Annotated in this window: 19 protein-coding genes; 7 read left to right on the top strand and 12 right to left on the bottom strand. The window is 46.6% G+C overall.

Translation table 11 applies throughout. The annotated features are described in order from the left end of the window. Positions 1-5: 5 nt before the first annotated feature. Both RIF36_RS01845 and RIF36_RS01840 read left to right on the top strand, forming a co-directional pair. Entirely contained in the window at positions 6-1,715 is a 1,710-nt protein-coding gene (locus RIF36_RS01845) for an IlvD/Edd family dehydratase (RefSeq protein ID WP_339786360.1), read from the top strand. A gap of 215 nt (positions 1,716-1,930) precedes the next feature. After that, positions 1,931-2,695: an SDR family NAD(P)-dependent oxidoreductase gene (locus RIF36_RS01840; protein ID WP_350126942.1), complete on the top strand. Its 765-nt coding sequence runs from the start codon at positions 1,931-1,933 to the stop codon at positions 2,693-2,695. Between the two features lie 83 nt (positions 2,696-2,778). Here RIF36_RS01840 and RIF36_RS01835 read toward each other — a convergent pair whose 3' ends face one another. Continuing rightward, on the bottom strand, positions 2,779-5,172 hold the full coding sequence (locus RIF36_RS01835) for an ABC transporter permease (RefSeq protein ID WP_350126944.1): 2,394 nt from the start codon (positions 5,170-5,172) through the stop codon (positions 2,779-2,781). Between the two features lie 146 nt (positions 5,173-5,318). After that, on the bottom strand, positions 5,319-6,326 hold the full coding sequence (locus tag RIF36_RS01830; RefSeq protein ID WP_350126946.1) for a helix-turn-helix domain-containing protein: 1,008 nt from the start codon (positions 6,324-6,326) through the stop codon (positions 5,319-5,321). Between the two features lie 106 nt (positions 6,327-6,432). Between RIF36_RS01830 and RIF36_RS01825 the strand changes: the two genes are divergently transcribed. The 4 genes from RIF36_RS01825 (at position 6,433) to RIF36_RS01810 (ending at position 9,401) form a co-directional block, all read left to right on the top strand. Further along, positions 6,433-7,572, top strand: a complete 1,140-nt coding sequence (locus RIF36_RS01825) for an FAD-dependent monooxygenase (RefSeq protein ID WP_350126949.1) — start codon at positions 6,433-6,435, stop codon at positions 7,570-7,572. Positions 7,573-7,641: 69 nt separating this feature from the next. Next, positions 7,642-8,823: an alpha/beta hydrolase-fold protein gene (locus RIF36_RS01820; protein WP_350126951.1), complete on the top strand. Its 1,182-nt coding sequence runs from the start codon at positions 7,642-7,644 to the stop codon at positions 8,821-8,823. Next, positions 8,820-9,173 carry a DUF6883 domain-containing protein gene (locus tag RIF36_RS01815; protein WP_350126953.1) on the top strand — a complete coding sequence of 118 codons (354 nt, stop codon included), beginning with the start codon at positions 8,820-8,822 and terminating at the stop codon, positions 9,171-9,173. Before RIF36_RS01820 ends, RIF36_RS01815 begins: the two co-directional genes overlap by 4 nt. Positions 9,174-9,176: 3 nt before the next feature. After that, on the top strand, positions 9,177-9,401 hold the full coding sequence (locus RIF36_RS01810; protein WP_350126956.1) for a DUF4926 domain-containing protein: 225 nt from the start codon (positions 9,177-9,179) through the stop codon (positions 9,399-9,401). Between the two features lie 5 nt (positions 9,402-9,406). Here RIF36_RS01810 and RIF36_RS01805 read toward each other — a convergent pair whose 3' ends face one another. From RIF36_RS01805 to RIF36_RS01770, 8 genes are all read right to left on the bottom strand, one after another. Further along, positions 9,407-10,471 (bottom strand): formylglycine-generating enzyme family protein, encoded by a 1,065-nt coding sequence (locus tag RIF36_RS01805; protein WP_350149304.1) that lies wholly within the window; start codon positions 10,469-10,471, stop codon positions 9,407-9,409. An 83-nt stretch (positions 10,472-10,554) separates the two neighbouring features. Then, positions 10,555-12,282: a sulfatase family protein gene (locus RIF36_RS01800; protein WP_350126962.1), complete on the bottom strand. Its 1,728-nt coding sequence runs from the start codon at positions 12,280-12,282 to the stop codon at positions 10,555-10,557. 82 nt (positions 12,283-12,364) lie between these two features. Continuing rightward, entirely contained in the window at positions 12,365-13,828 is a 1,464-nt protein-coding gene (locus RIF36_RS01795) for a sulfatase family protein (protein WP_350126965.1), read from the bottom strand. 123 nt (positions 13,829-13,951) lie between these two features. Further along, entirely contained in the window at positions 13,952-15,304 is a 1,353-nt protein-coding gene (locus RIF36_RS01790) for a sulfatase family protein (RefSeq protein ID WP_350076535.1), read from the bottom strand. 49 nt (positions 15,305-15,353) lie between these two features. Next, entirely contained in the window at positions 15,354-17,042 is a 1,689-nt protein-coding gene (locus RIF36_RS01785; RefSeq protein ID WP_350076533.1) for a sulfatase family protein, read from the bottom strand. Positions 17,043-17,290: 248 nt separating this feature from the next. Beyond that, on the bottom strand, positions 17,291-18,718 hold the full coding sequence (locus tag RIF36_RS01780) for a RagB/SusD family nutrient uptake outer membrane protein (protein ID WP_350076531.1): 1,428 nt from the start codon (positions 18,716-18,718) through the stop codon (positions 17,291-17,293). Between the two features lie 27 nt (positions 18,719-18,745). Continuing rightward, entirely contained in the window at positions 18,746-22,153 is a 3,408-nt protein-coding gene (locus RIF36_RS01775) for a TonB-dependent receptor (RefSeq protein WP_350126968.1), read from the bottom strand. Positions 22,154-22,315: 162 nt separating this feature from the next. Next, complete coding sequence (locus RIF36_RS01770) at positions 22,316-23,347, bottom strand: FecR family protein (RefSeq protein ID WP_350087327.1); 1,032 nt, start codon at positions 23,345-23,347, stop codon at positions 22,316-22,318. Positions 23,348-23,474: 127 nt separating this feature from the next. Here RIF36_RS01770 and RIF36_RS01765 point away from each other — a divergent pair, with 127 nt between their 5' ends. After that, positions 23,475-24,026, top strand: coding sequence for an RNA polymerase sigma factor (locus RIF36_RS01765; protein WP_350076525.1), 552 nt, complete (start codon positions 23,475-23,477; stop codon positions 24,024-24,026). Positions 24,027-24,097: 71 nt separating this feature from the next. Here the strand turns inward: RIF36_RS01765 and RIF36_RS01760 are convergent, their stop codons facing one another. After that, a complete protein-coding gene (locus RIF36_RS01760; protein ID WP_350126971.1) occupies positions 24,098-25,810 on the bottom strand; it encodes a GMC oxidoreductase in 1,713 nt (570 codons plus the stop codon). After that, entirely contained in the window at positions 25,810-26,370 is a 561-nt protein-coding gene (locus tag RIF36_RS01755; RefSeq protein WP_350087321.1) for a gluconate 2-dehydrogenase subunit 3 family protein, read from the bottom strand. The genes RIF36_RS01760 and RIF36_RS01755 overlap by 1 nt, the downstream gene beginning before the upstream one ends. Between the last annotated feature and the right edge of the window lie 211 nt (positions 26,371-26,581).

The raw sequence follows: 26,581 nt of genomic DNA, 5'->3' as shown, positions 1-26,581 counted from the left end.
CTTACATGAAAAAATTACGCAGCCAGAACTGGTTTGGCAAAAAGGGAAAAGACGGGTTTATCTACAGAGCCTGGATGAAGAACCAGGGCACACCTCATGATGAGTTTGAGGGAAAACCCGTTATTGGCATTTGTAACACCTGGTCGGAGCTGACACCGTGCAACGGCCACTTCAGAGACCTGGCCGAGTCGGTAAAAAAGGGGGTTTGGGAAGCTGGCGGCTTTCCGCTGGAGTTTCCAGTGATGTCGCTCGGCGAGACACTGATCAAACCCACTGCCATGCTTTACCGCAACCTTGCCAGCATGGATGCAGAAGAGAGCATCAGGGCTAACCCCATCGACGGCGTGGTGCTGTTGGGTGGCTGCGACAAAACAACGCCCTCCATCCTCATGGGTGCTACCAGTGTTGATCTGCCCACCATTTTCGTTTCAGGTGGTCCTATGCTTAACGGCAAGTACCGTGGTAGAGACATTGGCACCACCGACATCTGGCGTTTCAGCGAAGCCAACCGCCGTGGTGAAATGAGCCAGGATGAGTTCATGACAGCCGAAGCTTGTATGTGTCGCAGCCAGGGCCATTGTGCCGTGATGGGCACCGCCTCTACGATGGCCTGTATGGTGGAGTCGCTTGGGCTTACCCTGCCAGAGAACGCCGCTATTCCTGCTGCCGACTCCAGAAGAAAAGTATTGGCTCAAATGAGCGGCCGCCGGATTGTGGAAATGGTGAAGGAAGACCTTGTCGTTTCCAAAATACTAACCCGAGAAGCCTTTGAAAACAGCATCATGCTAAATGCTGCTGTGGGGGGTTCTACCAACTTTGTGATTCACTTACTAGCAATCGCTGGCCGTGCTGGCATCAAGCTCGACCTGGAAGATTTTGACAAATTCTCTTCCAAAATACCGCTACTGGCCAATCTACAGCCCTCCGGTCAGTTTATGATGGAAGAGTTCTTCTATGCTGGTGGCTTGCCTGCTGTCATCAAGGAGCTTCTTCCTTTGATCAACAAGAATGCGCTCACCGTAACCGGAAAGACCATGGGCGAAAATGTAGCCCGGTCGGAAAATTTCAATGATAAGGTGATTGCCTCTGTTGCCAAACCTTTTAAAAAGGACTCTGGCATAGCCGTGGTAAAAGGCAACCTGGCTGAAAATGGCGCCATTATCAAGCCCAACGCCGCAACGCCAGCGTTGATGGTACACAAAGGCAAAGCGGTGGTATTTGAAGACATCGAAGACTTCAAAGCCAAAATAGACGACCCGGCATTGGAGGTGGATGAAACCTGCATTCTGGTATTGAAGAACGTTGGTCCCAAGGGCTACCCTGGTATGCCGGAGGTAGGCAATATGGGCATGCCGAAGAAATTGCTTGACAAAGGCGTAACGGATATGATTCGTATTTCCGACGGACGCATGAGCGGAACTGCCTTTGGCACGGTTATCCTCCATGTGTCGCCTGAAGCTGCTGCGGGCGGTAATTTGGCGCTGGTAGAAAATGGTGACCTGATTGAGCTGGATGTGCCTAAAAGAAAACTGCAACTGCATGTGTCGGATGCGGTGTTGGCCGAGAGGAAAAAGAAGTGGAAAGCGCCTGACCTGGGTTACGACCGTGGCTATGTGAAGCTCTACATCGACCACGTGGAGCAGTCGCACCTGGGCACCGACCTCGACTTCCTTAGAGGTAAGTCAGGCAAAGAGGTGAAGCGGGATTCGCATTAGACACGATCTTCTCTGATCCTTTACCCCGACCCTAAAGGGAGGGATCAGAAAAGCCCGTCTTCACCCGTGGAGGGGCGTAATGAGGAATGTCAGTCTGAGCCTGTCAAAGACGGTTTTAGCGCCCTAAAAAATGTGTTTTCAATACACTATACTTCGACAGACTCAGCATGATATTTCGTTTGTGATAAAATTTCGTCTATTAACACCCATTGGAAATGGATCAATTATTTAAAGACAAAGTAGCCATCATCACCGGTGCCGGTATTGGCATCGGCTTCGAAATAGCCCGGCAGCTTACCCAAAGAGGTGCCAGTGTCGTGCTCAACGACATTGATGAAAAGGTAGCTAAGCAGGCCGCAGACACTATTACCAAGGAAGGAGGCAAATGTGTGCCTTTCGCCGGCGACTCCAGCAATCTCGAAACGATCCAGGGGCTTATTGGCAAAGCTGTAAGCACGTATGGCAGGCTGGACATGGCCATTGCCAATGCTGGCATTACCACTTTTGGTAAGTTTTTAGATTATCAGGTGGAGAACTTTCAGAGGATTTGTGCCGTGAACCTGCAAGGTACTTTCTTTCTGACCCAACAGGCAGCGCTACAGTTTATCAAACAAAAGTCGGAGGGCCGGATTTTGATGATGTCGTCGGTTACCGGCCATCAATACCATCCCGATCTTGCGGCTTACGGTGTATCAAAGGCAGCCATACAGTTTATGGCCAAGACGTTAGGTGCTGAGCTGGGGCCACATCAAATTACAGTAAATGCTGTGTCTCCAGGGGCTACTATTACTGAGCGTACCATGGCCCTGGAGGATGATTACATGGGTGCCTGGAATGCCATCACTCCTACCGGCAGAGCGGCTACCGTGGCTGATATTGCCAATGCAGCGTTGTTCTTTCTCTCACCACAATCCGGGCAAATAACCGGGCAAACTGTGATAGTGGACGGAGGCTGGACGGCTGTGAGCCCGCCGCCTTGATGACGGGTTTGGGCAAAATTGAAAGACTCCGGCATTCGCAGGAGTGACGGTACAATAAGCCTCAGTGCCTGCAACCCACCCGCTTACTCGTACCTCAGCGCATCCACTGGATTAGCTTTGGCGGATTTGAGGGTGTGGTAGCTGATGGTCGCCAGGGCGATGGCGACGGCAATCATCATCGAAACGATAAAAACCACTGGGTTGATGTCGATGTGATAAGCAAAGTTCTCCAACCACTTACCAAGGAAAAGCCATGCAAGCGGCGTCATGATCACAAAGGCTATCAGAATGAGTAAGACAAAGCTTTTGCTCAGCCCAAACATGATATTGAACACCGAGGCACCCAGCACTTTCCTGATCCCGATTTCCTTGATTCTTCTTTCGGTAGTAATGGCAGCCAAACCAAACAGCCCCATACAGGCGATAAGAATGGCCAGTACGCCCATGATAGTCACCACGGCGCTCATTTGTTTGTCGGAGCGGTAAAGCTCCTCAAAGTGTGCATCCAGAAAGGTGTACTCCAGTGGAAACTTGCCGACATGTTTCGTCCACACCTCGTCCAGTTCTTTAAGGGCTCCGTCAATGTTTTGTCCGTTGATTTTCACTGACATCTCCTGATAGCCCCATTCCGGGTGTACCACCATCGAAAGGGTGTTAACGGCATAGTGTAACGAATTGAAGTTGAAGTCTTCAGTCACTCCGATAATAGTGCCAAGAGAATCATTGTGGAACCACCCGTGACCAGCCTTTGCTCCTATCGGCTGCGACAAGTTCAGGTCTTTGGCCAGCGACTCATTAATGATGAAAGACATGCCATTGTCTTGTGCGTAGTCTTTAGAAAAGCCTCTACCATCCTTCAGTTTAATCCCAAATACTTCAAGGAAATCATAATCTACATTCACATTGGAGGGTGTGATGTCCATTACTCCGGAATCCGACTTGTACTTAAAGCCCCACTGGTGAAAGTTGTTGCCCAGGCGCTGGCCAGAGGCTGTTACGCCAAGAATGTTGCCCTGTGAGAGCAGATCAGTTTTGATCAGGTCAAACTTGTTGTTAGCATCCCCATTCAGGCTTACCTGCACAATGTGATCCTTGTCGAAGCCAATGTCTTTGTTTTGCATGAAGCTGAGTTGCTGCAAAACAACGAAGGTGCTCACGATCATTGCCAGCGCCAGGCCAAACTGCACTACTATGAGCGAGTTTCCCAGCCACGATTTCCCAGTCTTCACATTCCCACCTTTAATGATGCTGACGGGTTTGAACGACGCCATGAACAGCGCCGGGTAAATGCCGCCGATCAGCCCCAGCAGTAGCGTAATCACCAAAAGCCCTCCCAAAAAAGAAGGTTGGCCAAGGTAGGAAAGCAAACTCAGCTCTCTTCCAATCAGCGTATTCAAAAAAGGAATCAGGAGCAGATCCAGGAACAGCGCCAGGATCAACGCCAGGAAAGCCAAAATGGTTGACTCAGTAAGGAACTGAGAAAAGAGCTGGCCTTTTTTGGCTCCAATTGATTTGCGGATACCCACTTCTTTGAAGCGATAAGAGGCTCTGGCAGTCACCAGATTGGTGAAGTTCACCCCGGCGATAAGCAGAATGAAGATTCCCACGAGCTCAAAGGTGCCAATGTACTCGCCATTGAATTTTCGGTAATTGTGGTAGTCGTGCTCAATATCTATCGAACCCAAATGCACATCTGTCAGTGGCTGCAAAAACAACTTATAGTAGTCCAGAATGTTTTCGCCACCATGCTTGAGAAGAAAATCGTTAAAGCCCGCAGACATTTCCTCTACGTTTGTACCAGGATGTAATTCAAGATAGGTCACCATCCAGTTGCTCCCCCAAGCGGTGTTGAGCCCTGGATTGTCTCTCACCATAGTAGCCATAGATATAAGCACCTCAAACTGCAGGTGCGAGTTTTCAGGCACATCCTTCATAATGCCTGTGATCTTGTAAGATTTATCTCCCCAAACGACCACCTCCCCCATCACCTCTTTTCTCTCAAAAAGCTTCATGGCCAACCCTTCGGTTACCACCATGGTGAGTGGCTCGTTCAAAGCATTTTCTCTTTCACCTTCAACCACGCCAAAATCAAACATCCGGAGAAAAGTGCTGTCCACATTAGCCCCCATTTTAATTTTGATCTTCCTTTCACCTACCTCCAACAGCATATTATCATTTCCCCTAAACCGGGAGTACCGCTTCACCTGGGGAAAATCCTGCTGAAGGAATGGCCCCATGCCTGGCATAGACAAGGCCACTTTTTGAGTGTTGGTGCCAGGAAAGCTCTGAATCTCATCGAGCCGGTAAATGTTTTCCTTTAGCGAGTGAAATTGATCGAAACTGGTTTCATCCTGAATAAACAGGTAGATGACGACGGACGCCGCCAACCCAATAGCGAGGCTGAAAATATTGATGAAACTAAAAAGCTTTTGCTTGAGCAGGTTGCGATATGCAATGAGGAGGTAGTTTTTGATCATGGAAGGGATTGATTAGTTATTGAAATTTACTCGCTTCCAATCAAATGGTTACATGGTTAAGGCCTTTTGACACTTCTTTTACACTCTTTTTACATAACCTGTCCTCAACAGGCAACACTTGAGGGCTTGAAAAGCCCAGCAAAACTCTATAGGCTCACCCTCCATTGCTCAGGAGTCAGCCCTGTCCATTTCTTAAATGCTTTAAAGAAAGAGTTGGGATCAGAGAACCCACATTCAAAAGCAATTTCTTTTAAGCTCAGTCGGTCGTTGCGGAGCAGTTGGCACGCCAAATCTTTTCTCACTTCGTCAATCACCCCCTGGAAGGCTGTTTTTTCACTTTGCAGCTTCCTTTGCAAGCTCCTCTCACTCAACGAGAAATGGTCGGCTGCCGCTTTTAAGTCGGGGGTGTTTTTGATGTTAGTCGTTATATAGGCCTCAAGCTGAGTCTTGAACAATTCTTTGTCTTGCTGTGCGCTCTGCTCAAGGTATTGTTTCAAATGCTCCCATAGCTGTAGGTTGGCAAACGGCAGGGGTCGCAAGAAAACATCCGCTTTGAACACCAGGTAACAACCGTCCCCCATCAACGGGTCAATACCCACAGTCCTCCTCATTACCGACCGCTCAGGCCCTGGTAACTCGTAAGGAAGGGTAAGCGAAACAGGCTCAGCAATCTCAGCATCGAACCACTCTTTCACTATCCTCATCATTCCATAAAGGAACATTTCGATAGTTACCTGAAAGGGACGTAGCTTCCAGAGGGTAGGATTACTAGTTGTAATTTTGGAAGCAACATACTCACCCCTTCGTTCAACGGCCGGACTAAAAATGCCATTTAGCTTTCCGTAATATTTGTAGAAAGCTTCCGACACATTCTCCAGGGTAGGACTTACGTGCACTAGCTGACCCAGTGCCCCCAGCATGTTAATTTGTCCGAGTGAAAAGTGCTTGTACTCAATATCGTAGGCCATTTGTCCATCCGGATAGTGTGCATTGACATGTTCAATTATCCGAAAAAACATTTCGGCGGGTATCATGGCTGTGGTGGACAAGAATCCCACCGATGTATAATCTGTAGAATTTTGCAGTAAATGGCCATACCCCGCCACTTCCACTTTCTTCATCAGGTGCCCCACGATATTGGCTGATATCATCATGGGCGTCAATTTAACTACTTTGTCGTGATTGGCAAGTGCTTTGGCGGGTTTGGAAAATTCCAGCACTGCTCTTTGCCGTAAAATTGCATAACCAAATTATTAAAATATGAAGGCAGTAATAGCAGGAGGCGGAATAGGAGGGTTAACGACCGCCATCGCACTGGAAAAGCTCGGGCACGAAGTAGAAGTGTATGAAGCAGCGTCAGAGTTCAAATCTGTGGGTGCCGGGCTTGGTCTGGCAGCGAATGCAGTCAAAGCATTTGACCACCTGGGCCTGAAGGACGAAGTACTGGCTGCAGGTCAGCTACTTCCCAGTGCAAAACTCTTGACCAAAAAAGGAGCAGTCATTACTCAGGTAGATTCACTAAAAATAAGCGAAAAATATGGTGTTGATAACTTTGCTATTCACCGTGCCGACCTGCACGCAGTATTACTCAAAAACCTTAAAAAAACTAAACTCGTCACCGGAAAAAAAGCGGAGAGCTGCAGTGAAAGCGCATCTGGCGTCGAAGTAAAGTTTACTGACGGAACCTCAGCCTCCGGCGATTTTTTAATAGCCGCTGACGGCATTCACTCCCAAATAAGGAAGCAGTTTTTACCTAAGTCGGCACCACGGTATGCCGGCTACACCTGCTGGAGAGCTGTGGTTCCGCAACCCAAACAACGGATAGAGCTGCCTTCAGAAACATGGGGAGAAGGCGCACGGTTTGGCATCGTTCCATTGAAGGATGATAGGATTTACTGGTTTGCCTGCCTCAACGCAAGGCAACATGATCTGTCGGTGCGCAACTTCAAAAAAGGAAACCTCCTATGGCACTTCGACGACTTCCATGCACCAGTGGCAGAACTGATCCAGAGTGCGGCACAGGAAGACATCATCTGGGGTGACATCATTGACCTTGCTCCGATCGATAAGTTTGCCTTTGGTAAGGTGCTGCTGGCGGGCGATGCAGGTCACGCTACCACGCCCAATATGGGACAGGGGGCCTGCCAGGCGATTGAAGATGCAGCGTTTCTTTACTCGATCTTGCAGGGCGCTGGAAGCATTGAGGAGAAGTTCCGCCGGTTCGAAAAGGTCAGGAAGCCACGAACCAAAAAGATAGTGGAAAACTCATGGCGAATAGGCCGGGTGGCTCAATGGGAAAAGCCCTGGGCAGCCGGGTTGCGTAACAAGCTGTTTAGCATGGTTCCACAAAGCGTTCAGGAGAAGCAATTGGCTTTTTTGTATGAGGTGGAGTTCAAGTAAATTCAGAGACAACTCTTTATCAAATGTTTAGTATCTTCATCTGCAATAATTAAAGCGTGAGCAGGTAGTTTGAAACTTCTCTTATCCATTTTTATTACGCTTGTGTCAATCAAGGCATTGGCGCAAGAGGGAGGTACTGATATTGTTATCGGAAAATCGCATGTTATTCATTCCAAAATCCTGAATGAAAAACGGCACTATGCGGTGTATCTTCCTGATGGGTATAGTAATAAATCATCCCATCCGAAGAGCTATCCAGTGATGTATGTGCTGGATGGTGAGAGTCATTTTCATAGTATAAGCGGCATTGTTGATGCCAGGTCACCCTTCTACCTTCCACAAATGATAGTCGTTGCCATTGGCAATACAGACAGGTGGCGGGACTTGACGCCAACCAGCAATGACTCATTGTTGGAGAAACCCAATAGTAAGGCTAAGACGACTGGCGGCGGAAAGGAGTTTCTAGACTTTATCGAGAAAGAGTTGATCCCTCACATCGACAAAACTTACCTCACGGCTCCATTTAGACTATTCGTTGGGCATTCTCTTGGCGGTTTGCTGGCGCTCTATTCAGCCTACTCCCGGCCGGGTCTGTTCAATGCCTTTATCGCCATCGATCCGACCGTTGGATGGGACGATAATATGGTGATAAAAAAGTTCGAAGAAGAGGCCATGCAAGCAAAACTTGCTAACAAGTCATTCTTCTTAGGCCTGTCCAATCGCAACAATGGAAACAGCTCAAAGCGTTTAACAACAGATCGGGCTGTCGATAGAATTGTGACGACCTTGCAAACATCTGGAGCATCGGGACTTAGATTCAACTATGAAAAATACGAAACTGAAACCCATGGTTCGGTGCCACTTTTCGCAGAGTTGGATGGGCTCCATTTTATTTTTGAGAAATATCGCATCAACATCGAAGCGGATAGCCCTGATGCAGCAAAACTAAAAACCCATTTTGAACGATTCTCCGAAGATGTCCATTTTTCGTTTCTGCCTCCTGAAGTAGTCGTTAACGTCGTAGCCTACAACTTTATGGTTCAAAAAGAATACGACAAGGCACTTGAATGCTACCTCTTGAATATTAAAAACTATCCTAAAAGCAGCTCCGCTTATCTGACAGTCGGCGACATATACCGGGACCAAAAAGGAGATCGGCAAAAGGCCCTGGAATATTACGAAAGATACCTGAAAATTAATCCTGGTGCGACTATGGTAAAAAACCGGATCAGATCATTAGATCAGCAATGACTAACTTTCCTCTGAAATTATTACCTAACCATAAAAACGAAATTGTTTCCGAAAGAAAGCAGCGGGAATATTGCTTAAACAAAAGCCATCCTACCGGTAAATATAAAGCGAGGGTTTTTGAAGCAGTGTTGAGCCTTACCGAAGATGATGTGGGAGTACTTATCAATGCAATTCTCGACGGCATTGCTATATCTGAAGCTCATGAAAAGTCAGCAGACAAGTATGGTAGGCGCTATTCCGTTCCAATCAATATACGTATCTTTGATAAAGAAGCACTGCTAATTACGGGTTGGATAATTCCAAATAGTGAACAATTTCCAAAGCTCACATCCTGTTACTTAAAAGTATAGGTAATGAAAAGAACAAAAATAAAACTACTCGACACTGTTGCTCTCGTTAAAGATATGCCTGAGTTTGGTCTGGTGTCGGGGCAGGTTGGAACCGTAGTGGAGGTTCACAGCAGTTCAGCCTTTGAAATTGAATTTGCGAACTTGAAGGGTGAGACAATAGCCGAATTACCCCTTGCAGCAAACGATATTATCCTACTTCACTACGAAAAAGAGCTGGCAAATAGTTAATTTTTCTAAATATCCTTCACACACCTGAACCCCGTATGATTAAGGCCGGAGTCGTGGCTGGAGCTCATACGGCGGGCTACACGGTAGCCACTACAGTAGCTGTCGTTGCACAGAAAAGAGCCTCCTCGTACCACATGCTTTTCAGCATAGGGCTCGTTGGGGTCGTAGAAGGCATCCGGCCCTTTAGGGTTTTCCACTTTACCCTGCTCCTCAGCCATTTTGTAGGCTTCTTCATGGTATTTGTCGGAGCACCATTCCCATACATTTCCGGCCATATCATATAGCCCATAGCCATTGGCTGGGAATGACTTGACCGGCGCAGCACCAAAAAAGCCATCCTTTACCTCGTTATCGTAGGGAAAGAAGCCCTGCCAGAAATTGGCTTTGGTGAAGGCTGTCTCGACCGATTCATTGCCCCAGGGGTATTTCACTCCTTCCTGGCCTCCCATTGAGGCCCACTCCCACTCCGCTTCAGTAGGCAGTCTCTTACCAGCCCACTCAGCGTAGGCCAGGGCATCGTCGTAGGCGATGTGCACAACAGGAAAATTCATTTTCCCTTCAAGGGATGACCCTGTGCCTTCGGGGTGCTGCCAGTTGGCCCCAATCACCCACTCCCACCATTGGCTGTAGTCTCTGAGGTTGACAGGGCCTTCAGTTGCCCGAAAAACAAGGGAGCCTGGTGCCAGGATTGAATCCGCTGGCTTAGGTGTGCCAGGAGGCAGCTGCTTGGCCATTTCCTGCCAATCGATGGCTCTTTCTGCAATAGTGACATAACCCGTGACATCTACAAATGCTTTGAACTGTGCATTGGTTACCTCATGCTCATCCATGAAAAAGGCGGAAACCTCTACTTGATGGTTAGGGTACTCATTGGGTGAAGCCTGATCGGACTTACCACCCATAGTGAAGGAGCCAGACGGGATATAGACCATTTCCTCCGGAATATTTGAAGGAGGTGAAGCAGCACCTTGCGAATTCCTATCGGGCTTTCCGTCGTCACAGGAGGCAAATAACACGCAAAAAAGGCCAAGGTATAAAGGTCTTGCAGTGGAGGTCAAATTTTTCATCATGCAAAGTTCGTCATCATTTTGAAAATATAAAGGTTAATTACACGATTGAACTAAATCGTACCATGCCTATTTGAGTTGGAAAATTAATTTCCATGTTCGACATATGTCAGTCTTGACTCCTGGAAACCGATTCTCATTGCCTTCACCGTCAATGTATCGCCTCGTGATAAAGTGATCGGGTTATCAGCACTATATACCGTCCACGGCCGATCTGACGAAAACCATTCTCCGTTTTTACCTGCACGGCCACCCATGCTTGCAAAATCATAAGACAGAATCTCATGAGATAAAGCACTGGCTGACGATCCACGTTTTTTTATCTGGTAGCCCATCGACGCTCCTTCGGTGTCGCAATGCAGTTTTATACCGCTTTCGCTTCGAATCACAACCGGCACCGCCGTCTGTGGCGCTGAATCCTCACCCCTCCACCACAAGGCTAACATTTCCTTTTCGGAAAGGCTTCCCATATCACCTGAAACTGAACTCCAGGTGTTAAATGCCGCACGCATCTCTTGCAATTTGGCTGCATAGACGGGGTCGTTAATCAGGTTCTTGATTTCGTCGGGGTCTGTTTCCGTGTCGTAAAGTTCTTCCTGTGGTTTGCTGCCGAACCATTTGCTCATCAATGGATTCAATTGTCCTTTTTCGTGCAATTCCAGGATCTCTTTCATCAGCGGAATAGCCTTTCGATAGTTGAGATCCTGGTAGTATGGCAGGTCTGGCATGTAATTGTAAAGGTATTTAAACCGTCCGTCGCTCACTGCCCTTACCCTGTCATATCGGGTAGCCACTCTGTCTCGGGCTGCAAAAATATATTGCCGTGAATACTCGGCCCTTTGTTTACCCAGAAACGCCTGCCCCTCCATATAATTTGGGATCGACACGCCTGCAATCGACAAAACTGTTGGTGCAAAATCGACAGCACTGATCAAATTATTATTCACAGAACCAGCCTTCTGACCTTTAGGATACTTCACAATGAACGGAATATGAGTACCCCGTTCCAGAAGCTCACGCTTCATCCAGGGCAACGCTCCCCCGTGATCACTGTAAAACATGATCCAGCTATCGTCATACAAGCCGTCGGCTTTCAGCTTGGCAATAATCTCTCCCACGTGAGTGTCCATTTTCTCAATATTGGTGAGTTGCCTGGCAACAGCCTTTGCGGCTGTTTCTGTTTGGTTGTAAAAAGGCGGCACCAAGACACCCTTGGGATCTACTGTAAATGGCTCATCTTCAAGAACAAACAGGTTCATTTCGTGCGTAATTGCCAAATTAAAAACGGAAAAGAACGGCTGCTTCGGTGCACGATTTTTCCACGATGCTGCCGCACTGTTTTCATCCCAAACCGTCACGGGCGCTTCAAACTGGTAATCCTGTTTCTCATTGTTGGTAGTATAGTAGCCAGCCAATCTTAAATACTCAGGGAAGCACTTAACATATGGTGGGATAACAGCTGAATAGGACGGTACCGGGGTATTGTCAGGACTGTTAGCGTTTAATGTACGCATGTGCATGGCGCCGATGGAGGTCTGGTACATGCCTGTTATCAGTGCCGACCGGCTCGGAGCGCATACGCCAGCCGTGGTGTAGGCTTTTGTATACAGCTCACCCTCCCGGGCTAGCTGGTCAATATTTGGCGTCTTGACGCCATTATATCCGTAAGCTCCAAGGTAAGGCCCTATATCTTCGCAAACGATCCACACAATATTGGGCCGATCGTCCCCCTGCCGGGCATATGACTTAATTGCTAACGACGGCTCAAGGCAGGCAATAGTGATTGCCAACGCGATATTTAGTATTCGTTTCATTAAAAAAGCATTACGTGGCAGATAAGGGACACCCTATCTGGTAAAATTGAACACGGCGATTACACCGCGTTCAAGGGCTCATTTATTTTGATCCAGTGCCTTCCCTGTCTTTGAGCATGTCCTCGCCCTTCACCATTTTTTCACTGTGCAGCTTCACAACCTGATTTATCCGCTGTATGACATCCGGATTCTGAGCGGAAATATCATACTGTTCAGAGGGATCTATGTTCAGGTTGTAGAGAAGCGGAGGGCTGTGTTCCATTACATCGGGACCATAGGCGTCCTGAGTGATAAAGTGGGCTTTGAAGTCGCCTAGTCTTACTGCATAAAGCTTATCTCCCCGGTAGAAAAACATGTCCTCACGAGGGCTTTTCTTCCCTTCCAGAAGGGTCGGAGTGAGATCGACGCCGTCAACTACCCTGTCGGCAGGGATCTTAACCCCGGCCATTTTGCTAAAGGTAGTGTATAAGTCCATGGTGGTGCCTATGCCAGTAACTATGCCAGGCTTGATATTACCCGGCGACCAAAATATACATGGCTCACGCATACCGCCTTCCCAGGTAGATCCTTTGCCGTTGCGAAGCAAGCCTGCGCTTCCTCCTTCATCATTCATAATCAGCCACGGGCCATTATCAGAGGTGAAAACGACTACCGTGTTTTCCGCAAGGCCCATCTCTCGAATGGATTTGAGTATTTGACCAACACTAAAATCAATCTCCTCGACCACATCTCCATATATCCCTCTCGGGCTTTTTCCCTCAAAATCTTTTGACGCAAATAAAGGAACATGGGGCAGGTTGTAGGCAAGATAGAGGAAGAACGACTTATCCTTATTTTCCTTCATGAACTTGATGGACTCATCGGTGTATCTTTTGGTGATCGTGTGCTGTTCGGCTGGGCGCTCGACTATTTCGGTGTTGCGCATCAAAGGCACATTAAACGAGTTGATATCCTTTCGTGCTTCCGATTTCCAAAACTCCATGTAGCCGGAGGGGCCACGAAATGGCACAACGTTGTCCATATCGTTGCTGTAGGGAATGCCATAGTAACTATCAAACCCGTGGCTGGTAGGAAGATATTGCTCTTTGTGACCCAGGTGCCATTTACCTACACAAGCGGTGGCGTATCCTGCGCTTTTCAGCTGCTCAGCGAGTGTTATTTCATTGGCAGGTAGTCCGTTCTTCGAATCAGGAAAAAGCACCCTATGAACAGGGCTGGCCATACCACTTCTGACCGGATACCTGCCTGTAAGCAGGGCAGCACGGCTCGGGGTGCACACGCTGGCGCCGACGTAGAAGTTGGTCCACTTCTGACCCTCATTGGCCATTTGATCGAGGTAGGGTGTCCGAATGGTAGGGTGTCCGTAGGAGCTGAGATCTCCATAACCAAGGTCATCGGCAAACAAAATGATGAAATTGGGTTTTGCTGGCAATTTGGGACCGTCTGCCTTTCTGTTTTCGCCTGCAACAACATAACCATAAGACACAATCAAAAGGATAAGCGATAACCATTTGATGTTTGCTACTTTTCTTTTTTCATTTTCCATTAGAGTCAGTTTATAAGTTAGTTTTGAAGTAGTCACGATTATTAAAAGTGTGTATAAAGCGTCCCGGCACCACTTATCATGCCGGGAGCTTTATAACACCCCACCAAACTACTTTTCTCATTTTCATTTATTAGGTATTGGTTTTTGCCATGGCACCTGACCTCCCCGCTGGATATGCTCCATGAGCAAGGCATTAAGCTTCTTATAAACATCAGGGTTTTCTTCAATTACATTCGTCTGTTCTTTTGGATCCTCCTTCATGTTATACAGCTCCAAGGGCTGGTAAGGTTTATTCTGAATCAACTTCCAGTCGCCGAGTCTGAGTGCATAGCTCGACAATCCACCGTAGTCGGTCCCACCTTCTCGCCTTGTAAAATACATCGCACGGTTTTCTGCCGGAGGTGGCCCGCCAAGCAAAGTCGACAGAAAGCTTCTGCCCTCTATTGGTTCGTTGGCCTTTACGCCGGCTACTTCAAGCAAGGTCGGATAGAGGTCCATGCTTAGGTTTATTTGGGTTGACACAGTACCGGATTTTATTTTGCCCGTCCAGCCCATGCTGGTTGGTACTTTTAACCCTCCTTCGTACATACTTTGTTTACCGTCTCTCAACGGTCCGTTGTTAGCCTCGCTTGGGAGGTGGCCTCCGTTGTCGCTACTGAAAATAATCAAGGTATTGTCATACTGACCACTTTCTTTCAGTGCCTGAATTACTTTCCCTATGCCATCGTCGAGGTGTTCGATAAACGCCACTAATGATGCACGTGTGTCGGTAATGTTGGGCTCACGTTTCTTTACCCTTTCCAGCCAGTCGGCAGGTGGCTGCACAGGAAAATGGGGTGCATTGTAGGCCAGATACAAAAAGAAGGGCTTGCTATCTTTTGCCTGGTTTTTTATATAATCAACTGACCACTGGGTAAACAAATCAGTGGCATGGCCCTTGGGGTCAATTACCTCATTATTGTGCCTCATGTAGTTGAGATCGTGCCGGCGATGTGCCCAATAATCGTCCATCATGTCGCCCAGCCATCCATGAAAATAATCGAAGCCCCGGTCGTTGGGTATGTTCGGCGACTCAAGACCAAGGTGCCATTTGCCAACAATGGCGGTATGATATCCAGCTTCCTTCAACTTACGGGGCAGCAGAATTGCTTGCGGATCCAAATAGCCCCAATTGTTATTTGAGTAGGTTCTGATCACCCCGGGCACGCCAACATGGTCCTGGTATCGTCCGGTTAATAAAGCAGCCCTTGTGGGCGAACAAACCGGGCAATTTGCATAGAAGTTGTCGAAGCGCATGCCACTTGCGGTGATCGCATCGATATTCGGTGTTTGGATGTCTTCAGTTCCATAATAAGAAACATCGTGATATCCCTGATCATCAGTCAATATCAGAAGGATATTGGGAGTTGATTGCGCATAAGCGACTGCCCCATTTCCCATCAGACAGATGACCAACAATTTTTTAATGAGACTCATGAGATAAGCTGTTTTGAATTTTTTGATTAAAAAGCATGATTGTAATTAGCTACCTGCCTGTCTTTTTCAAAATATTGTCGAGCATCACGGAATCCATTCCGAACCTGCCTTTGCCAGCAGCAAGGTCATCGAGATACCTGTCAAGGTAATCCTGGCTAATCTGGCCCGAATCACCGTATTTTTCACGAAGTTGATCCAGCTTTGAATGCAGCTCTTTCTTCACTTCGGCATAGGCCGGGTCATCATAGACGTTTGTCAATTCCATGGGATCATTCATTCTGTCTATCAATTCCCACTCATCTACATCAAAGTAGTAGTGAACCAGCTTGTGTTCTTTAGTAACGACAGCGTAGTGACGCTTTACCATATGCACCGCAGGGTACTCGTAGTAGTGATAGTATACCGCATCACGGGTCCATTTGTCGGTGTTGCCAGTCAATAGCGGCATCAGGCTTTCACCCTGCATGTCGGTAGGTGCTGCTACACCAGCCGCATCAAGAAAGGTCTGGGCGAAATCCAGGTTCTGCACCATTTCATCAGAACGTGTGTCGGCCTTCACTTTGCCCGGCCACGACACCAGCAGTGGCGTTTTGAACGACTCGTTATAAATAAACCGCTTGTCGAACCAACCGTGCTCACCAAGGTAGAAGCCCTGATCGGACGTGTACACGATGATCGTGTTTTCCATTAAGCCGTTTGCTTCCAGGTAGTCGAGCACCCTTCCGACGCCTTCGTCTACAGAAGCGATGCAACCAAGATAGTCCTGCATGTAGCGTTGGTACCTCCATTTCATCTGGTCTTCCCTGCTCATGCTGGGATAATTCTTTTTGAACGCCTCGTTGATGGGCTTGTAGTATTTGTCCCAATTGGCACGTTGTTCGGGGTTTTGGCGCCCCACTTCCATTGTGAAGGCGTATTTATCCCAAACGGCCGTTTCCGCAATGCCCAGCTCATCCATTACTTCCGGTTCAATTTTAGAATCACCGGCCCAGTTCATATGGTCCAGCAGATTCATTTCTGCCTGATGGGCAGCAGCTCCACGTCCGGAGTAGTCGTCGAAAAGAGTTGCCGGTTCACGGAAAGTCCTGCTGGTGTACTCAGCAAGGTGGCGCCCTGCCGGAAGCCACTGCCTGTGAGGAGCTTTGTGCAAATACATTAAGAGGAAAGGGTCTTCCTCTTTTCTTTCTTTTTGAAGCCAGTCCAGGGTCATGTCAGTGATAATATCAGTCACATAGCCCTCTACCTTAATATTCCCTTCGTTCTTGGTGATGAAATCAGGATTATAGTACAGTCCCTGGCCGGGAAGAATCTTGAACTGATCAAAGCCTTTAGGATTATTACCAAAATGGAGCTTACCAAACATGGCCGTCTGATAGCCAGCGTCCTGAAGCAACTGAGGAAATGTCACATTGGTCGTATCAAAAGGAAAGTAATTATCTATTTTTCCATTGACATGAGAATGCTTGCCTGTGAGAATAGTTGCTCTTGAAGGCGCACAGATCGAATTTGTCACACTCGCATTTGTAAAAAGCATGCCCATTTTCGCTATACGATCAATATTAGGCGTTCTGATAAGACTGGTATCATAAGCAGAGATAGCCTGGTAGGCATGATCGTCAGACATGATAAAGACAATATTGGGACGCTTTGATTCTTTACTTATCTCAGTAGTGGAGGTACAGGAAAAAAATGTGACCACCGGAAAAGTAAATACCAACGCATATAGTAAACGGTTCATCATTGCTTTTTTGTATTACTTGGTTAGTTTAAAACAACTACATTTAATACCCCTATTTCTATCAGACCTGTATTTTCTGCAACACGGTCTTACCCATTGGCTTGCGCTATTCTGCGACCTGTCGGGTAATAAAACCAAAGCAGGTCGCAGCTTAGCAACAAATTCGGTTCCAGGTGATTTCGTCTAACGACGTCTCACTTGAAAGCGATATCAGATGCGTGCATAGGCATATAACTCCAAATCATGAATTAGTAACCTACGTTTTGTTGAATCAGATCACTCGCATCTAATTCTACCTGAGGGATAGGGAAAAGCACGTGAAAAGGCTGGGCATTTTTTCCTCTGGCAATGGCATCGGAGATAAATCTACCTTGCCTGATAAGGTCTTCTCTTCTTTTGCCTTCGAAGTAAAACTCCCAGGCTCTCTCTTGTAAAATAGCATCTCTGAGCGATTCCTGGTCGAATCCGGAAAGCGTCAATGGCGTTGCATTTGCTCTCACTCTCACCTCATTGATCAAGTCGATTGCTTCCTGGGATGGGCCGGAAAGCTCATTGAGTGCCTCTGCCCTTGATAGCAGAATATCTGCATAACGAACGATAGGGAAATCGTTGCCCGCCTGTGAACCTACTGCATTTGGATCAAATTCATATTTGTAGGGGAATGAACGGTTGACTCCCAGACCAGGAACCGTGGCGCCGGAGGCAGTACTTACATATTCTGTGATGATCAGCGATGACCGACTATCAGTCTCCTCAAAAGAATTGACAAATTCGTCAAACAAGTAAGTTCTTGCTGCAAAAACTCCATTATTTGGGTAAGGCCTTGGGTAATCTGGTGGAAAAACCAGCGCATTCAATTGCTGGGATGCTCCTGTAGATACTTTGGTCATGGACCATATGATTTCCTTGTTCTCTTCATTATTGATGTTGAAAACATCGTAATAATCGGCTTCCAAACCATAGTACCCTAAGTCCATTATCTGCTTTGAAATGCTGGCCGCATTTTGCCATTGGTTGGTATTCATATAATACTTACACAATACACCCAAAGCGGCACCCTTCGTCGCTCTTCCAAAAGCCCTGGCTTCTAAAGGCAATACTGCAGCAGCTTGTTGAAGTTCCTGCTCAATAAACGAAGTAACTTCTGCTTCGGTAGCACGTGGCTGTAGGGGGCTGTCGGATGAGGTTTTATAAAGAGGAACAGCACCAAAAAGATTATATAGTTCCGAATATGCCCATCCTCTGATAAAATTTGCTTCAGCAGTTGTTTGGGCAATGAATTCGGGAGAGAAAGAATCATTATCGATATTATCCAAAACTATATTCGCATTTCGAACTGCATTAAAATAGACAGTCCACATAGATTGAATTTGGGAGTGATTACTGTCCCATGTAAACTCTATCAGGTTAACCCACAAGGATTCAATTGAACCACCAGCTCCCCAAATTTCGCCGGCGGTCATCCCTCCCATAAAGAAAGGAGCCCAGCTCTCAACAGCTCCTGAGCGGTGCGCATAGGCATAGGCGCCATTTAGCACAGAGGTGGCACCCGATTCTGTTGTAAATAATGACTCCGGTGAAAGCTGAGAAAAAATCTCTTCCTCAAGCTGGTCCTGGCATGAAAACCCTGATATCAATAAGAAAAACAGAATGATCTTTTTTGTATATGATTTCATTGTAAATAGCTTTTAAGTGAATAATGATTAGAACTTCGCATTCAACCCGACAATAAACGTCCTTGCCAGGGGATAGCTACTATAGTCTACTCTCACATTACTGCTACCGAAGGAATTCGCCTCCGGGTCAAAGCCCACGTAATCGGTAATTGTGAACACGTTCTGAGCTGTGCAGTACAGCCTAAGTGAACTAAGGAAGTCCATATTTACCGTGGGAACAGTATAACTTAACTGCACATTCTTCAATCGGATGTATGATCCGTCCTGCAGTACCATGGTGGACACCTTTCCCGCCCCATATGCATTCGGGTTCACACCGGAAGGCCATTTGGCGTCTGTATTTTCCGGAGTCCATCTGTCTAGTGACTGATCGGCAAGCCTATTTCTTCTAAAGTTTGCTGGATATAGACTTTCGATGACATTTATGTTCAGCAAATCAATTCCCTGGAGGCCCTGGAAAAACAAATCCAATTGCCAGTTTTTGTAAGAGATAGAGTTCTGAAAGCCAAAGGTAAAGTCTGGAAATGGGCTTCCTATGATGGTCTGATCAAGAGGAGTAATTGCTCCGTCGCCATTGAGGTCGGCGAACATAGGAAAGCCAGGCTGAGCTGATGGCTGAGGCGAATTGGCTATGTCGTCACCTTGCTGGAAAATTCCGATCATATTGTAACCATAATAAGAAGCCAACGGCGAACCTTCTTTGATGATGGCCGTGTTACCAACCGCCTGAATATTTCCGGTTTCAATTTGATCCACCCGCCCAAGGTCAATCACTTTATTCCTTATGGCAGATATATTGAACGAAGATTTCCATTGAAAATTAGTAGTAGAAATGTTCGAAGAGTTGATCAATAATTCTACGCCTCTATTCTGCACTCTACCCACATTGGTGAGTATTGAGCTATAGCCCGATGCCAGCGGCAAGGGCAGGTTGAACAGAAGGTCTCTGGTGTCTTTTGAAAAGTAATCAAGTGTACCGCTTACTCTTCCAGCGAGGATGCTTACGTCAACCCCTACGTTAATTTGCTCTGTGGTCTCCCATCTAAGATCCGGATTAGCGATTCGGCTAGGAATGACACTCACTTGCGGCGCATTGTTGAACGCCACGTTGGGACCCGCACCAAAAGTTAGCTGCGAGGCATAGTTACCAATTTCCTGATTGCCCGTCTGACCCCAACTTGCCCTTAGCTTCAACTCTTCAAAGGCTACAGGAATAAAGTCCTCTTCTGTCAACTTCCAGCCGACAGCAAAAGAAGGAAAGTAGCCAAATTTATCGTTCGCCCCGAAACGTGAAGATCCATCTGCCCGGATTGAGCCAGTGAACAGGAACTTCTTCATTAAATTGTAGTTCACACGGCCCAAATAAGACACTAACGTGTTCTGCTCTCGGTTACTTGAAAGGTCATCATTGTTGGTATCTCCCAGACCCAGGTTTCCTGTGCCCAGTGCGTCAGTCGGAAAAGAATTAATTGTTGCTGCAAATGCCCTGGTATCAAATTGCTGATACGTAGTACCACCTAAAACAGAAAATGAATTATTCTCATTGATGTCCCTGCTGTAATTCATCGTATACTCAACAAGGTAATTTGTTCGCTCCAGCACTGAAATATTTGCGATTCCACCAGCCGGACCACCTCGAAGGGTCAAACGAGAATTATATATATCCCTTCGTGAAACCTGGCGGTCACTTCCAAAATTAATCTTCGCTGATAGTCCTTCAAGTATTTGATAGGAGGCATTAATATTTCCGAAAGTCCGGTTCGTTTCGTTTTCACTTTTGATGCCCTCAATAAGACTTACCGGGTTATTAACCGTCAGAAACGGCGATTGACTGAACGAACCATCGGGCGCATAAATTGACTCGGTCGGGTCATAGAGTAAGGAGGCATAAATAGGCCCTGCATTTTCGTTGGTATTGAGGCCGTCTATGCTGTTGTTGTCAGTGACTAAACTTGTGTTAAGGTTCAATCCGACATTAAATTTGTCGCCAATCTTTGTGTCAAGATTAATCCGCCCGATATACTTTTTGATACCGGAGTTTTTGACCACACCTTTCTGGTCAAAATAGTTAACCGACGCAAATACTGAGGTGCTCTGGTTTCCGCCTGTGAGCGACAAATTGTGATCTGTTACAGAAGCTGGTCTGTAAATCTCATCCTGCCAGTCAACGCCTGCCCCAATAGTACTTCTGTCTACAGCACTAAAAACTTCCGCATTGCCCTGCACAACAGAAAGATCATTCATCAGATCGATGTATTGAGAAGTAGTGAGCAAGTCCATCTTTTTGGCAACATTCTGAGAGCCTCCATATGCGTTATAGCTGGCCGTAAGTCTGTCATTCTTACCCTTTTTAGTTGTCACCAAAATGACACCGTTCGCACCTCTGGATCCATAAATGGCTGTCGCAGAGGCATCTTTCAGGATTTCAATCGACTCTATATCATTGGGGTTAAGGGCATTCAGGGGATTCCTTGGACTTTGGTTAGTAGCCAATTGTGCGTCGCCTCCTGAGGAAAGGTTGGGGCTATTATCGATTGGAAAGCCGTCGATTACATATAGGGGTTCATTACCAGCATTGATAGAACTGGAACCACGGATTCTGATAGAAAGCCCTCCACCCGGCTCAGAACTACTCTGGGTAATTTGCACCCCGGCAGCCCTGCCCAGCATCATTTGATCGACGGAAACGTTTACGCCCGGATTAAGATCGTCTGATTTCAAAGAAGAAACTGCCCCTGTTAAATCGCTTTTGTTTACACTGCCATAACCGATAACAACGATCTCCTCCAAACTGGCAATATCATCCTGCAACGTTACTGTCAAGTTAGTACGGCCACTGACCGGCACCTCAATCGATTTATAGCCAACAAAACTGAATGTCAAAGTGGCGTTTTCGTCGGCGGTGATCCGGAACATGCCGTCGGCCGAGGTAATTGTACCATTTGTGGTACCCTTCACGAGCACGTTTACGCCAGGCAGCGGGAAATTTTCGCTGTCTGTTACCTTACCGAAAATTTCTATATCAGCCTCGTTAATCGCTTGCAGTTCTTCGCTAACGAGCAAGTCCTCTCCTTTTGCCTTGCTTACGTTGATCGTCTCATCAATTCGTCTGAACTGTAGCCCCGTTTCTCTGGCAATAGTCAACAGGAGCTCAGAAAGCGGTTGCTCATTTACATTTAAACTGATTCGCTTTTTCGAATCCAGATCACCTCTTTTATAAGCGAAATCGAACTCTGTGATTCCTTCGATCCTGGAAAAGGCCTCCTCTATCTTGGCGTCGTTCAGTCCGATTGTAACAGGAATTTGATCGAGGCTCTTTCGTTGCGCTTCGCCTTTGTTGGCAAATAATAGGGTGCATAATACGGTCTGCAGAATCATGCCATAAACAGCGTATTTTGACATAATTGCAATTTTTTTCAGTACTTTTGATTTCATAGTCTAAGTAGTTTTTGTTTGCGAAATTCAAGAACACGGACTTTGTCTCATGATTGCCGTCAAGCATCCCCATGTTTTGGTGGCATCATGAGACTTCTTTTTTTAACTAGTATCTGTTTTCATAAGCTGATCTAATTCTGCTAGTGTTTTTATTGTTCAAAATCAACGTATCGTTACTTCTTTCCCATCGATTTCATACTTGAAATCATAGACAAAAGATAACCCTTCCAATACCAGTTCTAATGGTTTGTTTCTGTAGGCTCCGCTAAAATCATTCTCCAAAGCAATTTTCTTTTTTACGACAATTGTAACCCCGTACCATTGCTCCAATCGGTGCAGTACTTGTTCAAACGGCGCATTTTTGAAATATAACAGACCGTGCTTCCATCCGAAGGAATCTCTAACGTCAAAAGAAGCTTTATTCAGCGATTGATTTTGTTTTTTGTACACACCCATCTCGCCAGGCAACAGCAGCAATGCGACTTCCTCGTCAGTTTTACTGCTTTGCTCCGACTTTTGGACTGATACCTGACCAGTTGCTACCGAAACAGTAACTTCTTCAGCACCCGGATAGGCTCTTACGTTAAAAGATGTCCCAAGCACTCGGGTAGTTATTTGTTCTGTTTGGATAATGAAAGGGCGTAACGAATCTTTCGCTACATCGAAGAACGCCTCCCCTATCAAAGTAACTCTGCGTTCTTTTTCGGCAAAGCCCTCCTTATAAGTCAATTTGCTGTCCGCATTCAAAGTAACCATGCTACCATCGAACAAGATAAACGTAGACTTCTGACCTTTGGGATTTACCTTCTCTACGTTCGCCGAACTTTCTGCTTGGGAAACAGCGGGAACTTGATCCGGAGCCCTGTTTGTTAAATAAAACAAAGCTCCGATAACCGTCAATGGTAATAAAACGGCAGCCACCCGCAACCAGTAAGAAGGCTCTTTTTTTAGCCTCGAAACCTTTTCGGTTGCGTCGACCCCTACCGATTTCATGACGACGGCCTTCATACGGCCAGCGACACCTTCGTCGATCGACGGGAACAAATGATTCTCGCTCCAAAGCCCTTCTACCAGATCGCCAAGGTCGTCTGTACCTCCCTCGGCAATCAGGTGCATCAGCAAGTCGACTTCCTTATCGCTTGCCTGCCCTGAAACGTACTTCTGAAATAGCTCTTGCTTTTTGCTAGTCTCCACTTGGTTGCCCTTTTATGTATATCTCCCAAAAGCGAGACAAACGGGTGACTGGGCATGCAACTTTTTTTTATTTCTAAACTATTTTTCGACATTAGGAGAAAACTAATACCTACAACACGCCTACTTAATGCTACGCCCACAGCTAACTGAAGCCATCAAAAATGGCAATAAAGAAGCTTTTGAAGAGTTGTACCGCAGCTACTTTCAAAGGGTGTATTTCTTTGCAATTAAAATATGTAAGTCGAAAGAAATTGCAGAAGAAATTACGCAAGACACCTTCATCACCATCTGGAACAAGAGAAACACCTTAGATCTTTCCCTGTCATTAGAAGGTCTTATTTATAAAATAGCGAGGGATTTTTCTTTTAAACAATTACAAAAAGTCGCAAGAATTCATACCATCGAAGCTACCTTAAAATCGTCGATTTCCGACCTCGACAATTCCACACAAGATGAGATTACTTTCCGGGAGTGTTTGAAGAATATTGAAGCGGTTATGGATAAGCTTCCGGAAAAAAGAAAAGAAATTTTTCAGCGAAGAATCATGGAGCAGCAGAGCATAAAAATGATCAGCGAAAAGATGGGTATTAGCGAAAATACAACGAAGACTCAGCTGCTAAAAGCCACAAGATTTGTCCGAGAACAGCTAGGAAGCATCCTGTCAATTACTCTATTCTAATAATCAAAAAAATGGTGAGCGTTGGCCCACCATTTCTTCCTATTCCATTAGTCGTTTGTTACCCTCATTACTCAGGTGGTTTCCTTCGGCATTTCCTTCACCGCAAAGTCAACCGCCCTGGCTGTGAGAGCCATATACGTTAGCGATGGGTTTTGCGTGCTGGTGGAGGTCATGCAAGCACCGTCGGTCACAAAAACGTTTTTGGCCAGGTGCATGCGGTTCCACTTATCAAGCAGCGACGTTTTAGGGTCTTTACCCATGCGCACACCCCCCATTTCGTGGATATCCAGGCCAGGTGCCTGTTTGGAATCGTTCGACTGAATGTCGGTAAAGCCAGCCATTGTGAACATCTCCGTTAGCTGCTCTATGTAGTCAGCCACCATTTTCTCGTCGTTGTCGTCATAGTCCACATTGACCTTCAGCAATGGAATGCCCCACTCGTCTTTCTGCGTTAGGTCAATGCCCCAGTAGTTAGATTCTTTCGGAATAGTTTCCCCCATCATATGCGAGCCTACTCGCCATCCACCCCATTCAGGGTTGAGTAAATTTGATTTGAGTGACTCACCAACTCCATCATAGTTCCTGTCCACCTGGCGGCCGGCACTGAAGCCGGCAGCGTAACCCCGAAGGAAGTCTGTTTCCTGCTTGTACACGTTGCGGAAACGAGGTATATATCCACTAGTGGGTCTGCGTCCTACTGTTGTCTTATCAGGAAACCCTTCATATCGGGCAGAAACCCTGGCTCTGTAGTTATGGAAAGCAGCATACTTTCCAAGGAGGCCGTTGTCATTACCTAGTCCGTTGGGGAAACGGTTAGACGTAGAGTTGAGGAGAATCAAATTAGTATTAAGTGCCCCTGCATTTACAAATACGATGGAGGCATAATACTCGATCATTTCCTTCGATTCGGAATTGACTACTCTTACACCAGTCACTTTTTCTTTTGCATCATCATAGATCAGGGAATGTACTACCGAAAATGGTCTTAGCGTTGCATTTCCAGTCTTCAGTGCCCATGGAATCGTAGACGAGTTACTATTGAAGTAGCCTCCAAAAGGGCACCCACGCTGGCACAAGGTTCTGTTCATGCATTGGCCCCTTCCCTGCTCCAAATGTATAGGCTGGGGCTCGGAAAGGTGGGCACAACGGGCAGAGATAATATTTCTATCCTTATATGTCGACTCTACTTTCTCCTTGAAGTAGCCTTCCACGCAATTCAAGTCGTAACCTGGCAAAAACTCGCCATCAGGAAGATTAGGAAGCCCGTCTTTGAAGCCGGCAATGCCTACAAACTTCTCGACGTAACTGTACCAGGGAGCAATGTCTTTGTACCTGATCGGCCAGTCAACAGCAAACCCATCTCTGGCCGGGCCCTCAAAGTCGAAGTCGCTCCAGCGCTGGGTTTGTCTTGCCCACATAATGGACTTGCCACCTACCTGATAGCCCCTGATCCAGTCAAAAGGTTTCTCTTGCACGTACGGATGCTCCTTGTCTTTCACAAAGAAGTGCATTGAATCTTCCCGGAAATTGTAACACTTGCTTACTATCGGATTCTCCGCCACTATTTCCTGTGGCACCTGCATTCGGTGCTTGAACTCCCAGGGCATCATATTAGTGGTTGGGTAATCCACATTGTGCTTCACATCCCTTCCTCTTTCTAAAATCAGAGTCTTCAATCCTTTGTCGGCAAGCTCTTTGGCGGCCCATCCCCCACTCATTCCTGATCCTATAACGATGGCGTCATAGGTATTTTCTTTGGTGCTGTCTATATTAAAATTTGCCATTACATTACTATTAAACCGTCAGTTGATACACATGCCTCAAATGGACCTGGCACATGCTTGTAGGGGAATTTCTCTGTCAAGATGTACTGCGAAGCCATATAGCCCCTAATAGTGTAGCCCTTGGTGGCATCCAGAAATGATTTAACATCCTTCAGGCCTGGTTTAGATGCATCGTCAGCATCTTCCATAGCCATGATATCAGTCAGTACTTTCTCTTTATACACCTGATCGCCTTTTGCAAACGTCTTGTCAAAATTTTCTTTCACAAAGGGGCCGAATTTTTGAAGGCCGCTCGTGAAGATAGCTTGCTCACTCTTGTCCATACAATCGTCGGCCATCACCAGCACAAACTTGTAGACTTCAAGCTCGTCAGCACCGGGAATTTCTCCTGAAGGGATAATGGTTTGCACAATTTTGGCGAGCAAATCCTGCTGACCAGCATCTATCTGCAAATTGTTAAGTGCCATGGCCACCCGCTCCGGTCCGAAAGAGCAAGATGGCAGGAGCGCCACTCCACCAGCAAAAAGGGCGGCTTGTTTAAGGGCGGTTCGTCTGTCCATGATTAAAATATTTCACAGTGTTGTTTCAAAGGAACACTGAATTAAGTGATTCCTGTTGAAAGAAGTAACGAATTGTCTGATTTTTATGGCCCAGTAGGCTCTGGTGAATTATTTGCCACCTAAAATGGAACTATCTGCTACCCCCAATGCAGCCAACGGTTTCGTCAACCAGTCCCTCCTTTTTGTCAAAAAAATCATCAGGTAAACAATT

Origin of the sequence: Imperialibacter sp. (assembly GCF_040222815.1) — a bacterium.
GTDB lineage: Bacteria > Bacteroidota > Bacteroidia > Cytophagales > Cyclobacteriaceae > Imperialibacter.
Note: the sequence above shows the minus strand (reverse complement) of the source record. Positions and strands in the feature narration are given on the sequence as shown.